Origin of the sequence: Sulfitobacter sp. SK012 (assembly GCF_003352085.1) — a bacterium.
GTDB lineage: Bacteria > Pseudomonadota > Alphaproteobacteria > Rhodobacterales > Rhodobacteraceae > Sulfitobacter.
On the sequence record NZ_CP025804.1, the window covers coordinates 4,049,208 to 4,064,537 of the forward strand.

Consider the following 15,330-nt stretch of genomic DNA (forward strand, 5'->3'; position numbering starts at 1 on the left):
AATGTTGATCCTTTTCGTCATCGCCCTTCTGTCGGGTCCGGCCTCTGCGCAAACCATGCAAGAATCAAGTTTCTGGGCCGCCGAAGTCGCGCGGGGCGATTTACCTCCCGTGACGGAGCGTTTGCCGAATGAACCGCTGATTTCGGATATGGAAACCAAAGGCCGCAGCTATGGCCGCCAGGGTGGGACGCTGCGCACGCTCGTTTCTCGCTCCAAAGATGTGCGGCAAATGGTTGTTTACGGGTATGCCCGACTGGTAGGCTATGCCCCTGATTATTCGCTAAAGCCTGACATTCTGCGTGCCATAGATGTCGAGGACAATCGCCGCTTCACCATGCATTTGCGCGACGGGCACCGCTGGTCAGATGGCGCGTTGTTCACCTCAGCTGATTTTGAGTATTGGTGGAACGACATCGTTAATAACGAAAAAATCACCCCTACCGGCCCCCCGGAATTCATGACCGTAAATGGAAAGTTGGGGAGCGTGACTTTCCCCGATCCGTTGACCGTAGTATTTGAATGGGATGACCCTAATCCGGTCTTCCTGCCGCTGCTTGCGCAAGCAGCGCCACCGTTCATCTACCGGCCCGCGCATTACCTCAAGCAATTCCACATTGATTATGCGGATTCTGATGAGTTGCGCTCGAACATGAAAACAGCGCGGGTCAGAAGCTGGGCTGCGTTGCATAACAAATACGACAGCATGAATAAGTTCGACAATCCTGACCAGCCGACGCTGCATCCGTGGTCGAACGCAAGCAATCAGCAATCGTCTCGCAAGCTCTTTGTCCGCAATCCGTATTTTCACCGCATCGACAAGCGCGGTGTGCAACTGCCCTATATCGACGTCGTCGAAATGACGATTGTCGGCGGCGGCCTGATCGCAGCAAAGGCCAATGCTGGCGAAGTTGATCTTCAGGCGCGTGGCCTTGATTTTCGCGATGTGGCGATCCTTAAGAAAGGCGAAAACGAGGGCGGAAAATACAAGACTTTGCTGTGGGAAAACGGGGCAGCCAGCCAAATTGCCATCTATCCTAATTTGAATTTTGCCGACCCCGTATGGCGCGAGGTCATACGTGATGTGCGGTTCCGCCGTGCGCTCAGCCTTGGCATTGACCGGCGCATGATCAACCGCGCGCTGTACTTTGGCCTCGCCGTCGAAGGTGGCATGACGGCCATTAACATGAGCCCCTTGCACAAGGATGCGGATCTGGAAATGTGGTCGGTCCTTGATATTGAGCGTGGCAATGCGTTGCTTGACGAAATGGGCCTTACTGAGCGGACACCGTCAGGCCTGCGCAAGCTGCCGGATGGACGCCCCATGGAATTCGTGATCGAAACGGCCGGCGAACGGCAAGAAGAAGAGAACGCACTGGCGATCATTACCGATACGTGGCGCGAGCTGGGCATCCGGTTGATCATGCGCCCGCTGGACCGTGATATCTTGCGCAACCGGGTCTACGCTGGCGTTGCGATGGCAGCGACGTGGTATGGCTGGGACAATGGCCTGCCGCGCGCAGAGACATCGCCAGGCTACCTCGCCCCGACCCAGCAGGAATTCTTTGCTTGGCCGAAATGGGGGCAATATTTTCAAACGTCGGGTCAGGCGGGCGAAGCACCAGACATGCCGGAACCCGCACGCCTGATGGAACTGAGCCATCAATGGATGGAAACCTCCGATACCGAAACATTGACTGCGATCTGGGATGAAATGTTAACCATCCATGCCGAGCAACAATACGGCATCGGCGTGCTTTCAGAGGCCCCACAGCCGGTTGTTGTTTCGCTTTCGCTGCGCAATGTGCCAGAAAATGGTGTCTGGGCATTTGACCCGGGCGCACATTTTGGCATCCACCGCATTGATGAGTTTTACTTTGAGGACGGCATGCAGCAGGTTTCCCAATGATGTTTCTGAAATACGCGGTCTACCGCTTTTTCACCATGCTGCTGACGCTCGTGGTGGTGTCGGTGATGGTGTTTGTCATTATCAACTTGCCGCCCGGGGACTACCTGTCGAACCAGATCGCAGAATTGCGCGCAACAGGTCAGGCCGAAGGTGTCGCAAAGGCAGAATTCCTGCGCACGGAATACGCGCTTGATCGGCCAATATGGGAACAATACCTCATCTGGGTTGGGTTTGCGCCGGGGCCGCAGGGTTTTTATGGATTGATCCAAGGCAACTTTGGCTGGTCGTTTGAATTTGACCTGCCTGTCGCAGACATCGTCGGTGACGCGCTGTGGCTGACGGTTCTGGTGAACCTTGCAGCAGTGGTTTTTGTCTATCTCGTCGCCCTGCCCCTTGGTGTGTTGGCCGCCGCGAAATCAGAGACTTGGGTGGATTATACGGCTGGGTTCGTAGGCTACCTGGGTCTAGCGACACCCAACTTTCTACTGGCGTTGATGTTATTCTACTACGGTCACAAATACTTTGATCTGCCCATCGGGGGCCTGATGGATCCGGTCTATGAAGGCGAACCGATGTCGTGGGACAAGGTCAAATCCATCATGGTCCACCTCATTGTGCCGACTTTCGTGATCGGGACGTCTGGTGCCGCGGCGATGATGCAGCGGTTGCGCGCCAATATGCTTGATGAATTAGATAAGCCATACGTAGAAACCGCCATCGCCAAAGGCATGAGGCCGTCGCGGATGCTGGCGAAATACCCGCTACGCATGGCGTTTAACCCTTTTGTCGCTGATATTGGCAACCTGCTGCCTGCGATGGTGTCGGGGTCGGTTTTGGTATCGGTCGTGCTGGGCCTCCAGACGATTGGACCCTACCTTCTGGCAGCGCTGAAATCGCAAGATCAGTTCCTAGCGGGCTTTGTGCTGATGTTCGTCGCACTCCTAACGCTGATCGGGACGATGGTTTCTGACATGCTGCTGGTGCTCTTGGATCCGCGCATCCGTTACGGAGGGCGCGAGACATGAGTACCTCCCCGTCAGACGACCGTTTCGTCGACTCCGAACCATGGGAAGACGAGGCCAACCTTTCCGCGCCAGAGCGAGCAGAATTCGATGCACCTGGCTGGATTTTGATGTGGCGCAAATTTCGTCGACATAAGCTGGGCCTGATCTCTGGTCTGTTCTTGCTGTTGTGCTATCTGATCTTGCCGGTGGCTGGGTTTGTAGCGCCCTATACTGCAAATGAACGCAGCGCGGATTACCTCTATCATCCGCCACAAAGCATCAACCTGTGGCATGAAGGATCGTTTGTCGGCCCTTATGTTTATCCCACGACGGCCGTCGCCGATCTGGAAAACTACCGCTGGACCTACACCGTCGACAAGACCACAGCGGCACCCTTGGAGTTCTTCTGCGAAGGAAATACCTACAATCTCTTTGGCTTGATCCCTTCGGACACCCATCTTTTTTGCGCGCCTGAAGGTGCGACGGTATTTGTTTGGGGATCGGACAGACTGGGCCGCGATGTATTCAGCCGTATTCTCTATGGGGCTCAGCTGTCGCTAACCGTGGGCATCATCGGCATTACGGTGTCGTTTATCCTTGGTATTTTCTTTGGCTCCATTGCGGGCTATTTTGGCGGCAAGACAGACTGGTTCATCAACCGCGCCATTGAGATTTTGCGCTCGCTGCCAGAGCTTCCCTTGTGGCTGGCGCTGTCTGCTGCGGTGCCGTCGAACTGGGGGCCGGTGTCAGTCTTCTTTATCATCTCGATCATCTTGGGCATTCTTGATTGGCCGGGACTGGCCCGTGCGGTCCGATCCAAATTTCTGTCGCTGCGCGAAGAAGAATACGTGCGCGCCGCTGAGATGATGGGGGCAAGGCCGTCTCGTGTGATCCGCAAACACCTGTTGCCAAACTTCATGTCTCACCTGATTGCGAGCGCGACCTTGTCGATCCCGGCGATGATCTTGGGCGAAACCGCCCTGAGCTTTCTGGGTTTGGGTCTACGTGCTCCCGCAGTCAGCTGGGGTGTGATGCTCAATGACGCGCAGAACCTCGCCAGCATTGAGATCTACCCTTGGACGGCGATCCCGATGTTGCCGATCATTGTGGTGGTTCTGGCGTTCAATTTCCTTGGCGACGGGCTGCGGGCCTCACTTGATCCTTATCGCAGCTAGGCGCGCCTAGCGGTCATCGCCCTCGGTGTCGTCCATCAGCTCTTCTTCCATGGAGGCATGGGCGGCAGCGGCAACCTCTTTCTTTTGTTCTTCGTTCAGGTCCTCAACTTTGCCGTCAGCCAGGCGCACCGTAACTTCGCGGTGGGCAAAACGGATGCCATTGCGCTCAAAGAGCTCTCGAATTTCTTCATAAACCTTTTTGCGCACAAGCCATTGATCGCCGGGTTTGGTCATGAATTTGACGCGAATGATCATCGCGCTGTCCTGCATTTCAATGACGCCCTGTGACTTCAAAGGTTGAATGAAGTTATTGCCGATCACCGGATCATCCAACAGCTCGACGCCCAGCTGCTTGATCATCTTGCGCACGACCTCAACGTCGGTGTCGTATGTCACTCGCAAGGGCAGCTTCATGATCACCCAGTCACGGCTGTAGTTGGTCATGACCTGCAGCTCACCAAAGGGGATGGTGTGCAGCGCGCCCAAGTGATGTCGCAACTGAAAGGACCGCACTGAGATTTTCTCGACCGTGCCCTTTACGCCGCCGACATCCAGATACTCACCTTTGCGGAATGCATCATCAAAGAGGAAAAATGCGCCCGCAAAGATATCGCGTACCAAAGCTTGGGAACCGAAACCAACAGCGATGCCGACGATCCCGGCACCAGCAAACAATGGGCTAACGTTGATCCCGATTTCCATCAGAATGATCAAGGCGAGCGTCACAACCACCACAATCAACATGAAGTTCCGAAATAGCGGTAGTAGCGTGGCCAAGCGCGAGGCACCTGTTCCGCCGCCTTCACCGCCCAGTTCACCTTCGACATCATCCGCTGTCTCATCCGCGATCTTGTTGTCGATCCAGATGCGGAAAGCGTGATAAACGATGTACCCCACAAAGAGGATGGCCATAATGTCCAGCACCCGGTCGGCATAGCTTTCGACCATGCGCGCACTATCATTATCCCAAATGTAGAAAAACGCGTAAATCCCGGCCACAAATGCAAGGATGCCTGCGACCCGCCGAGCCAGCGCTTCAAAGCTATTGAGCGCGCCACGCGGCGTCAGGCCCTGATCTTCGAGGGTATGCTGGGCGACCAAGATATCATGTTGCAGGGCCGAGACATCGTCCTGCGCCGGTTCGCCATCGCCGCCTATGTCGATTGCGGTGCTGGCTTTGGTTATCACCTCATCCGCGGCAACGGCAGGCAGCGCAGGCGCTGAGCCTGTCTCTGGATCCATAACCACAAGGGCCGCATCTTTGATATCATCTTCGTCGGGGCCGTCTTCCTGACGTTGGCGCAGGGCAAGCGCTTCCATCTCTGCCCGTGCCTGCTCCAGCGCTTCAAGTTCCCGGCGTTGTTCCTTGAGAAGACGAATGGCGCGGGCGCGCGCAAACCAACGTTCAATCGCGTAGCTGATGACCCCGTAAACCACGATGATCGAAATCAGAATGCCGTACGCACCGGCAATCAGCGGTACCGAACTGGGGTTCTGGAGCACCAAGTCATAGGTCAATTCAGCCCAGGCAAAGAGCACATAAAGGATCACAACAGGGGCCCAAAGGCGCACAAGCATCCTGATCATGAGGCTGCATTCAGCATAGGGTTTGTCGGCCCGCAATGCACTGGAGATCGCCTTGTGATTAACGAGAACCATCAAGATATTTAGCAGCACAATCGTCGCCGACATCATCGAAGAAATGAAGGCATAGACGTCATAGTTCAGCCCCAACTCGCCGATCCAGATGCCGAACAGGATAAAGACGATATCGATGCTGGCCAATGACCACAGCCACAGGTGCAGACGCTTCGCCTCGCGGTCTGTGAGGCTGGGAATGCGGTATTGGGACAAAAAGGGCGACAGGATCATACGCCACAAGGCCGCGGCCAATCGGCAGGAAAAGTAACCAACATTGATCAGAGTGACGGTAAACCGCATGGCCGTATCTTCGATCGGCCCAAAGATAATCGCACCAAGGATGTAAGCCACGGCAATAGAAACAAGAATACCAACAACGCCCAAGCCAAAGCGGAACAAAAGCAGCGGCATCTTTTCAGAGTAGCCTTGCGGATTTTCCTTAATCCGTGGGGCAAGCCAGCGGGAAGCAATGCGTTGCGCGAAAATCTTGCGCTCAAATAGTGCACCCGCTGCAAACATCAGCAGGCTCAGACCCAGCGCGTTGAAAAAAGCGATAATGGTGCCGTCCGGGCTGGCGGCTCGTAGGATGAACTGCACTTCGTTAAAGGCCGCAGGCAGCTCCATCAGATGTTCTGTCAAAGCACTGCGAAACCGATCTGCGCGCTCCTGCTCCTCCATCAAACTGGTGCCGTCCACGTTTGGCAGCCCGTCCTCGGTGTGCGGGGCCGCTTCTGTTTGACCTAACACTTTGCCGTCTGGGTCGATGACAACAACGCTAACCCCATTATTGGCAGCGTTGCGCAATGTTTCAGACAGAGTTTCACTAACGATTTCGGTTTCGGTTTTCGCCTGGCCGGGTAACAAAGACCCCAGCGATTGCGCACCAAGAGGGGCTGAGATGCTTAGTGTTGTTAAGACTATTGCAAAAACTGCAAGAAAAAGCCGGACCATCAAATTCCCCGTGCGGTAAGTGTTTATTCTGTACGTATTTCGCGGACGCTAGGCGTTCCACCGCTTCTTTGCAATTCCATCGATCTCACGTTTGGTAATGCGCCCAAGAGATTAGGCGTTTTACACCAGTGTCATATCACCTGGCGCAGGTTGCAGTGCGCAGTTGGGCACTGGGCAACACATCGGCACTCAGGAGGGCATCAAGACATTGACAGTACATAACAGCAGCGGGGGCATTTCTATCATCGGCAGATTTGCAGCATTGGATGATTTTATGACGCTTGCGTTAACTTTTTCGCCTTTTGGTCAGCTGTTTGAGGCTTTAGAATGAGGAGAACGCTTTGGATTAGCATGCATGCCACACGGATCTTCACGTCATACTCAGACAGAACCGCCCACCCGGCGCGTGATGTTCTACAGCCATGATACATTTGGCCTAGGTCACCTGAGGCGTTCGCGCGCTTTGGCGTCGGCGCTGACCGAAAGCGACGACCACGCCTCGGCTATCATCCTGACCGGATCGCCAGTTGCCGGGCGGTTTACATTTCCCGAACGGGTCGACCACATTCGCCTGCCCGGTGTCACCAAATTAAGCGATGGCAGCTATGTCAGCCAGACGCTGGGCCTGGATATTGACGACACCACATCTTTGCGGGCGGGTTTGATTCAGACCGCGATTGAACAATATGAGCCTGATCTGTTGATCGTTGACAAAGAGCCCACCGGGTTTCGCGGTGAACTGCTACCGACGCTGGAATGGCTCAAGTTGCGCGGGCGGACCAAGACCGTGTTGGGTCTGCGCGACGTGCTGGACGAGCCTGAGGTTCTAGCCGCAGAGTGGGAGCGCAAGGGTTGCATGCCTGCCGCAGAGAACCTCTATGACGAAATCTGGGTCTACGGAATGCGTGATGTGTATGACCCCACCAGCGGCCTTGCCCTGTCGGACCGCACACGAGACCGCATGTACTGGACAGGCTACCTGAGGCGCGAGGTAACAGACGCCGCGGATGCACCTGAACAGCCCTACATCCTGGTCACGCCAGGTGGTGGTGGTGATGGCGCCGCGATGGTGTCTCTGGTGCTGGAAGCCTATGAAACGGATCCCACGTTGGCCCCGCGCGCTGTTTTGATCTATGGCCCATTCCTGTCGGGCGATGTTCGGGATGCTTTTGATGCGCGGGTGGCAAAACTAGGCGGACGGGTTACAGCGCTTGGTTTTGACAGTCGGATTGAGGCGCTTTTTGCGGGGGCCGAAGGAATTGTCTGCATGGGCGGTTACAACACATTTTGCGAAGTTCTGAGCTTTGACAAACGCGCCGTGATCGTCCCGCGTACGGTGCCGCGTCTGGAACAATGGATCCGCGCCTCGCGCGCCGAAGAGCTAGGACTGGTACGCATGCTGGACGAAACCCGTGATGGTATGACACCACAATCGATGATCGCCGCAATCCGCCGGTTGCCCAGCCAGAGCAAGCCATCTGATGCAGGAGCAGACGGATTGCTGGACGGGCTGGACGTCGTCATCAAGCGCGCCCGCGCCCTGATGCAAGACAAGACGTGACTGAGCAGCCCCTCGCCATTATCGTAAAAGGCTGGCCGCGGTTGAGCGAGACTTTCATTGCGCAGGAACTTGTGGCGCTGGAAGAGGCTGGGTTGCACTTTGATATTTGGTCGCTGCGCCATCCGACCGACATCAAGACCCATCCTTTGCATGATCAATTGCGCGCCCGTGTGCGTTATTTGCCCGAGTATTTGCGCGATGAACCCGAGCGTGTGGCGCAAGCAACAAACGCGGTGGAAGCACTCCCTGGTTTTGACGCAGCGCAACATGCCTTTGCCGCAGATCTTGCGCGGGATGACACGCCCAATCGCCGCCGCCGTTTTGGGCAGGCATGCGTCCTTGCACATGAGGCCCCCAGCACATTGCGCGGGCTTTATGCCCATTTTCTACACACACCGTCTTCTGTCGCGCGTTATGCGGCGATCCTGCGCGGAGTGCCGTGGTCGTTTTCAGCACACGCCAAGGATATCTGGACATCGCCCGAATGGGAGCTGCGTGAAAAGCTGTCTCCCACGCATCACGGGGCGGATTTTGGTGTGACCTGTACGGGGTTTGGCGCGACCCATCTTCGCAGCCTTACATCAGAGCCTGAGCGCATTGACCTTGTGTACCATGGCCTCGACCTTGGTCGTTTTCCTGCCCCTCCATTGCGCACCCTGCGCGATGTCGGTGGCCCGCTTAAGCTGATGTCCGTCGGACGGCTTGTGGAAAAGAAGGGCTTTGACAACCTGATAGACGCGCTAGCGCTGTTGCCAGAAACGCTCAACTGGCACTGGACCCATATCGGAGGTGGTGCGCTGGACGCGCAGATGCGCGCACGCGCGGCTGCTTTGGGAGTATCGGACCGCATCACATGGCGCGGTGCATGCGACCAACCCGAGGTGATTGAGGCAATGCGTGCCAGTGACCTTTTTGTGCTGCCCTCACGGGTAGCCAAGGATGGTGACCGCGACGGTCTGCCAAACGTGCTGATGGAAGCGGCAAGTCAAAAATTGCCGATCCTGTCGACGCCGGTCTCTGCCATTCCAGAATTCATCGATAACGGCACCCACGGCATCCTAAGCGATGATGCGCCCGCTGCTCTTGGGCGGGCTGTTGCGGCCTTCGCTGCGGATCCTGATCTTGGACCCAGATTGGCTGAAGCGGCCTTTGCGCGGCTCCGCCAAGATTTCACCATGCCGCCTGGCATCGCCCGTCTGCAGATGCGTTTGAACAATTTGTTAAGCACGGCAAGCTGATGCGGCTGAGCTTTTATGCGCCGCTCAAACCCCCGCATGATCCAGTGCCCTCCGGCGACCGCACCATGGCTCGCGCGCTGCTTGCAGCTCTCGATGCTGGCGGCGTGGTTTGCGATCTACCATGTGATTTTCGCAGTCGGGACGGCAAAGGTGATGCAGCGTTTCAGGCGGCCAGAATTGCTGAAGCCGCCGCGTTGATCCCCGATATTATTGCGCAAGGCCGCGACGCAGGCTGGCAAGGGTGGCTGACCTACCACTCTTATTACAAAGCCCCCGATCTGATCGGTCCCGCAGTGTCAAACGCCCTTGGCATCCCATATTTTTTGGTCGAAGCAACCCGCGCACGCAAGCGATTGGGCGGACCATGGGATGCCTATGCTCAAGCAGCAGAGGCAGCATGCGACACTGCAGATGTCATCTTTTTCCTCACACAGCACGACGAGATCGCGCTAAAATCTTATGCGCCTGCGGGTCAGCAATTGATCCATCTCAGGCCATTCTTGCCCCTGTCAGAACTGCCTCCTGCTGCGCAACCGACCAAGACCATGCTGAGCGTAGGGATGATGCGACCCGGCGATAAACTCGCGTCCTACGACCTTATTGCGAAAAGCCTTGCAGCGCTTAGTGGTGACTGGTCGCTTGAGATCGCAGGCGACGGCCCTGCCCGGCCTGATGTCGAATTGCGCATGGCCCCGTTCGGGAACCGGGTGAAGTTCCTGGGTCAGTTGGACGGGGATGCGATGGATGCTGCCTATGCGCGTGCATGCCTGCTGTTCTGGCCGGGCGTGAACGAAGCGTTTGGGCTTACTTATCTCGAAGCGCAGGCGCGCGGTGTTGGTGTTGTCGCACAAGACCGACCGGGCGTCCGCGACGTGCTGGTGCCCGGCCAATACCCCAGCCCTGAGGCAGGTGTCGACGGATTGGTGGCGCTGCTGCAAAGCACACTCGCTGCCCCGCCAAACGCGACATCTATCCGTTCTTACATTGCCGCGCATCACTTGCTGCCCGCTGCGCGTGACACGTTGTGCGCAGGGTTTTCAAAGGGAGGTATCTCATGATCCGACTTGCTCTTTTACGCCACGGCCACACCGCGTGGAACCGCGAAGGCCGCATTCAAGGGCGCAGCGACATCGCACTTGATGCAGAAGCCGAGGTGGATCTTGCAGCCCTTGCCCTCCCATCTCCGTGGGATCAAGCGGCCCTTTGGTCGAGCCCTTTGAAACGCGCGGCGCGAACGGCTGAGTTGGTAAGTGGACGCAAACCACAAACCTCAGATGCATTGACCGAGATGAATTGGGGCGATTGGGAAGGTCTGCATGGCACTGAACTTCGCGCTGATCCCACCAGCGGGTTTCGCGACATCGAACAGTGGGGTTGGGATTACCGCCCAGCAGGTGGCGAAAGCGTGAGTGAACTGCGTGCCCGCCTGCAAGGCTGGGTTGCGGGTTTGCAAAGCGATACTGTCGCTGTGTGTCATATCGGGGTTATGCGGGTATTACTGGCACAGGCAAGCGGATGGAATTTTGACGGCCCTGCCCCCTTTGCGGTCAAGCGTGGACGGTTGTTTGTGATCGAGGTTACCCCCGAGAGTTGGACTATGTGGCCAGATCCGGTTCGTTTGGAAAAGCGCCCCTAATGCACGTCATGATCGTCGTCACACATCTATTGGGTACGGGCCATCTGGCCCGGGCTCTGACGCTCGCCCGTGCGTTCAAAGACGCCGGTGACAAAGTGATGGTCGTTTCTGGTGGTATGCCAAGCCAACTGCTGGATCGCGCAGATGTTGAGATTGCACAGCTGCCGCCGCTGCGGTCGGATGGGGTCGACTTTGCAACCTTGCTAGATGCCGATGGGCAGGTTGCAAGCGAGCCCTACAAGCGCGACCGTCAGGAAGCGTTGTTGGGTTTCTTCAAGGCAATGAAGCCTGATATCCTCATTACAGAGCTGTTTCCCTTTGGCCGGCGCAGCCTGCGACAGGAGTTCGAAGCCCTGTTGGCCACTGCCCATAACAGCAGCAATCGACCGCTGATCTGCGCTTCAATCCGCGACATTCTGGCACCGCCTTCCAAACCTGCAAAGGCGGGTTTGGCCGACCAGATCATATCCACTTTCTATGACGCAGTTTTGGTGCATTCTGATCCGGCTATAGCACCGTTGGCGCTCAGCTGGCCGGTCTCAGGTGATCTAGAAGCTAAGCTGCACTACACCGGTTTTGTCGCCCCTGCCGCAGCTGCGCTGCACCCTATGGCGCTTGGTAAGGGTGAGATCATCGTAAGTGCAGGCGGTGGCGATGTCGGTGCACATGTTTATGCCACCGCGATGGAGGCGGCGGCGATGGACCCATCGCAGACTTGGCGACTGTTGGTTGGTGGGGCAGATCCAGCCGCGCGTATTGCCAAGCTGGGTCCAATGCCCGCTTCGGTTGTGGCAGAACCTGCGCGCCCGGATTTTAGACAAATGCTGCACCACGCGACGGCCTCCGTTTCACTTTGTGGGTACAACACGGCGCTTGATATTCTGCAGGCTGGGACGCCTGCAGTATTCGTGCCTTTCGACGCGGGCGGCGAGGTAGAGCAGGGTTTGCGCGCGCAGGCTCTTGCGCAACTGGATGGGATTGCGTTGCTCAAAAACAGCGACCTAACTGCTGCCAGTTTACTAGTCGCCATTGAACGGGTTTTGCATGCCTCTACACGCATGCCGCGCAGCCTCGGCCTTGACGGTGCCACAAAGACGGTGCACATCGCCCATAAGTTGCGAGGGGCGATGTGATGAAGGCTAACTGGGGCCCAGTCGAGGCTGAGCTGGCAAAGATGCGGCACGATGGTCTCGCGCTGCCGATTTGGTGGCGCGATGATGATGCTGTAACCACGACTCGTGCATTTCGACGGCTGATCCGACTGTCAGAGAAGTTGAACGTCCCAGTTCATGTCGCGGTGATCCCAAAGCTGGCCGACACGCGACTGTCCGAAAAAATCGCGGATAGCGCAACGGTAGTGCCATTAGTGCACGGCTGGGAGCACGTAAAACACTTTGCGGGAAGCCAGAAGCTGGCAGAATTCGGCCTCCTGCGCCCCGAGACTGAACAAGAACTGGTGGATGGGCTCGCCCGCATGAAGATCTTGTTTGGCCCAAAACTGGTGCCCATTTTTGTGCCGCCCTGGAACCGAATAGACGACCGGGTCATCCCGCAATTGGCGGACAACGGCTATGTCGGGCTTTCGACATACCTCCCGCGAAAATCGCGATTTGCAGCGCCTGGTCTGACGCAGATCAACACCCACGTTGACCCTATTTTCTGGCGCGGGCATCGCGGATTAGTCCCGCAAGATGAACTGATTAGCCTGCTCGCCAAGTTGCTGGCGGATCGTCGTGAGGGCAAAACAGATGCTGCGGAGCCGCTAGGGATTCTTACGCATCACCTTGTGCACAACAGGAAAATATGGACATTCACCCATGACTGCTTGCGCGTTCTGTTGGACGGGGGGGCGGTCGCTTGCGACTTGTCAAAAATGAAAGATAACTTGCCATGAGCCGACTTGAATCCATGCGGCGCCGTTTGACGGCTCAAATTGATGGGCTGAATTGGGCCGCAACGTTGATTGCCGACATTCCGGGCGACGTGCTTGAGCTTGGGCTCGGCAATGGCCGCACTTATGACCATCTGCGTCAAGAGCTGCCAACGCGGCGTATTCACGTGATTGACCGGGTTCTGCAACCCCATCCCAGCTGCGTGCCGCCAGAGGCTGATTTCCTGCTGGGCGAAGCCGATGACATGCTGAGCGCGCTGGCAAGGCAGGGTGCCAAAATGGCATTGGCGCATTACGATTTTGGATTTGGTATCAAAGAGAAAGACGTCGAGGAAGGCGCGCGCTTGTCGCCGCTGATTGCGCCGTTGATGGTGCCGGGTGGACTTGTTGTATCCCAGCAACCGCTGTTGGGGTTCACCCAGATTTCAGGCCCCGACACGGTTGATCCAAAGCGGTATCTTTTCTACCGCTCCTGAGCCGATCACCAGTAGCAACGACAACTGCTCAACGCATTTTAATCGCTGTATCCTGTAATCACATCGTCGCCCTGACGGCATCCCGATGCGGTTCGGGTTCTACCCGCGTATGCCTCTGATGATCGCTCCACAACTGTGCACCGGGCGTACTCAGACCGTGCACAGGGTGTGCACAGGGTGTGCACAGGGTGTGCATCGCCGCGGTGCATTGGGCGCGGATTTAGCGTTTGCGCACGAACTCGGTCAGGATGACGATGCGCTGACCTTCGACGCGGCCTTCGATATGGGCGTCGTTGTCCTCAACCAGCGAAATGCGGTGCACGGCGGTGCCACGCTTGGCGGTGAACCCTGCCCCTTTGACGTTGAGATCCTTGATCAGCACGACGGTATCGCCGTGGGCCAACGGCTGGCCGTTGGCGTCGCGGTGATGGGTGGCGGCGGCGACGTTATCGGCCCAAGCGCGGGTTTCATCATCAAGGTAGAGCTGTTCGGCCAGATCACGGGCCCAATCGGTGTCGAGGCGGGCCAGAGTGCGCGCGGCAAGGACTTGGAGCGCGGGGTCTTCGGACCACATGGTGGAGGCGAGGGCGCGGAAATGATCAGGCGCGGTGGCCTGGTCCGCGCAGGTGGCGCAGATGTTGACAGCAGCGTCCGCTGGACCGCCGGGCACGGGTGTTGAGATGAGGGGTGCGTCGAGTGTGGTGCAGAGGGGGCATGTCATGGCGATTGGCTATCTGTGATTGCGAAGGGGTGCAATGGGGCGAGGCACGGTCGGGGCAAGGCCCCGATCAATCGGCCCGGGGGACCGATTGAAGTGCCGAGCGCGGAATTCGTGAGAATTTCGCCGGGGAGTCACGCAGTCAGTTTCATTAGGACTGCCGCGTCCGAACCGAGGGGTGGGAAGTGCGGCAGGTAATCGGCTAAGAATTTATATTAAAACGGCAAGTCCTGATCTTCTTCCGACAACGCTTGAAGCAGTTCATCAAGCGCCTCGTCAGCGCCCGACATGTTTCGTCTTATTCCCAACATTAGTTCCTTTAGAAGCATAAAATAGTTAGTCTCAGTTTGGTCTCTATCAAGCAATTCATCATCGAAAACATCAATGACCTTTCCCTGTTTGTTTCTAAGTGAAACAACATAGAGATCCTCTGGTGTGTCCACACTCGTTGTTTGGCGCAACACGACAACAATTCCTGCATGAGATGTTAGAAACTCGTCATCGTTTGAAGTTTCTCTCCATTTCAGCTTTCCTTTTTTGGTTAGTGATTCTAACAATTTGGTTAGAGATCTCCACTTATTCAGAGTAGTAGCACCAAATTCACCGTTCACGATTGGACCTCCATTTTGATCCTAGCCTCTTGCAATGCCAAAACTATCGTTTCTTTCTGATCAGCCACGATCCGTTTATATCGCACTATATCAGGGTTTGCGTCAGCTTTTTGTACAAAACGATCTGCTGCGCCTGCGATAATCCGAAATTGACTTACTGACTCACCCAGTCGCTCTTGTAGCGGTTTTGAGAATACGGCTTCATCGTTTGCAATTATTGCAGCGATGGATACGCGCAAGTCAGTAGCGCGCTCACTGATTATCGGCCAATCTTTTGCCTCAAGACGATAGTTCATGTCATCTATTCTTCCATTAAGCCTGCTAATCTCTGAAAGTAGGTCGAGGCCTTGAAGTTTAGTCTTAGTATTCTGAGACGCTTCTTTCGCCAATGTCGCTGCGTTTTTTGCACGCCACGAGAAACCGACTGTCAGCGCAGTTCCGATGCCAGATAAAATATTACCCCAGTTCTCCGCAAGAAAAACAGTGAAACTCGCGAATACAATCAATAGAAACTCACTCACC

14 protein-coding genes are annotated in these 15,330 nt (G+C 56.3%); 10 read left to right on the forward strand and 4 right to left on the reverse strand.

The annotated features are described in order from the left end of the window. The first annotated feature begins 1 nt into the window (after position 1). Genes C1J03_RS19760 through C1J03_RS19770 form a run of 3 tightly spaced genes read left to right on the forward strand, consistent with a single transcriptional unit; the run spans position 2 to position 4,085 of the window. Positions 2-1,906, forward strand: coding sequence for an ABC transporter substrate-binding protein (locus tag C1J03_RS19760; RefSeq protein ID WP_254694287.1), 1,905 nt, complete (start codon positions 2-4; stop codon positions 1,904-1,906). Then, the gene (locus C1J03_RS19765) at positions 1,903-2,931 is read left to right on the forward strand and encodes an ABC transporter permease (RefSeq protein WP_114888142.1); all 1,029 of its coding nucleotides are present in this window, start codon (positions 1,903-1,905) and stop codon (positions 2,929-2,931) included. The genes C1J03_RS19760 and C1J03_RS19765 overlap by 4 nt, the downstream gene beginning before the upstream one ends. Further along, positions 2,928-4,085, forward strand: coding sequence for an ABC transporter permease (locus C1J03_RS19770; RefSeq protein ID WP_114888143.1), 1,158 nt, complete (start codon positions 2,928-2,930; stop codon positions 4,083-4,085). Before C1J03_RS19765 ends, C1J03_RS19770 begins: the two co-directional genes overlap by 4 nt. Positions 4,086-4,091: 6 nt before the next feature. Here C1J03_RS19770 and C1J03_RS19775 read toward each other — a convergent pair whose 3' ends face one another. Continuing rightward, on the reverse strand, positions 4,092-6,677 hold the full coding sequence (locus C1J03_RS19775) for a mechanosensitive ion channel family protein (RefSeq protein ID WP_114888144.1): 2,586 nt from the start codon (positions 6,675-6,677) through the stop codon (positions 4,092-4,094). Positions 6,678-7,032: 355 nt separating this feature from the next. On the opposite strand from C1J03_RS19775, the gene C1J03_RS19780 reads away from it, so the two are divergent. Genes C1J03_RS19780 through C1J03_RS19810 form a run of 7 tightly spaced genes read left to right on the forward strand, consistent with a single transcriptional unit; the run spans position 7,033 to position 13,479 of the window. After that, positions 7,033-8,238 (forward strand): glycosyltransferase family protein, encoded by a 1,206-nt coding sequence (locus C1J03_RS19780; RefSeq protein WP_114888145.1) that lies wholly within the window; start codon positions 7,033-7,035, stop codon positions 8,236-8,238. Beyond that, the gene (locus C1J03_RS19785; RefSeq protein ID WP_114888146.1) at positions 8,235-9,476 is read left to right on the forward strand and encodes a glycosyltransferase family 4 protein; all 1,242 of its coding nucleotides are present in this window, start codon (positions 8,235-8,237) and stop codon (positions 9,474-9,476) included. The genes C1J03_RS19780 and C1J03_RS19785 overlap by 4 nt, the downstream gene beginning before the upstream one ends. Beyond that, positions 9,476-10,534 carry a glycosyltransferase gene (locus tag C1J03_RS19790; RefSeq protein WP_254694109.1) on the forward strand — a complete coding sequence of 353 codons (1,059 nt, stop codon included), beginning with the start codon at positions 9,476-9,478 and terminating at the stop codon, positions 10,532-10,534. The genes C1J03_RS19785 and C1J03_RS19790 overlap by 1 nt, the downstream gene beginning before the upstream one ends. Next, positions 10,531-11,112, forward strand: coding sequence for a histidine phosphatase family protein (locus C1J03_RS19795; protein WP_114888147.1), 582 nt, complete (start codon positions 10,531-10,533; stop codon positions 11,110-11,112). The genes C1J03_RS19790 and C1J03_RS19795 overlap by 4 nt, the downstream gene beginning before the upstream one ends. Continuing rightward, a complete protein-coding gene (locus C1J03_RS19800) occupies positions 11,112-12,245 on the forward strand; it encodes a glycosyltransferase family protein (protein ID WP_114888148.1) in 1,134 nt (377 codons plus the stop codon). Before C1J03_RS19795 ends, C1J03_RS19800 begins: the two co-directional genes overlap by 1 nt. Beyond that, entirely contained in the window at positions 12,245-13,006 is a 762-nt protein-coding gene (locus tag C1J03_RS19805) for a polysaccharide deacetylase family protein (protein ID WP_114888149.1), read from the forward strand. Before C1J03_RS19800 ends, C1J03_RS19805 begins: the two co-directional genes overlap by 1 nt. After that, complete coding sequence (locus C1J03_RS19810) at positions 13,003-13,479, forward strand: class I SAM-dependent methyltransferase (RefSeq protein ID WP_114888150.1); 477 nt, start codon at positions 13,003-13,005, stop codon at positions 13,477-13,479. Before C1J03_RS19805 ends, C1J03_RS19810 begins: the two co-directional genes overlap by 4 nt. A gap of 220 nt (positions 13,480-13,699) precedes the next feature. Here the strand turns inward: C1J03_RS19810 and C1J03_RS19815 are convergent, their stop codons facing one another. From C1J03_RS19815 to C1J03_RS19825, 3 genes are all read right to left on the reverse strand, one after another. Then, on the reverse strand, positions 13,700-14,200 hold the full coding sequence (locus tag C1J03_RS19815; RefSeq protein ID WP_114888151.1) for an alkylphosphonate utilization protein: 501 nt from the start codon (positions 14,198-14,200) through the stop codon (positions 13,700-13,702). 212 nt (positions 14,201-14,412) lie between these two features. Continuing rightward, complete coding sequence (locus C1J03_RS19820) at positions 14,413-14,808, reverse strand: hypothetical protein (RefSeq protein ID WP_114888152.1); 396 nt, start codon at positions 14,806-14,808, stop codon at positions 14,413-14,415. Continuing rightward, on the reverse strand, positions 14,805-15,329 hold the full coding sequence (locus C1J03_RS19825) for a hypothetical protein (RefSeq protein WP_114888153.1): 525 nt from the start codon (positions 15,327-15,329) through the stop codon (positions 14,805-14,807). Before C1J03_RS19825 ends, C1J03_RS19820 begins: the two co-directional genes overlap by 4 nt. Between the last annotated feature and the right edge of the window lies 1 nt (position 15,330).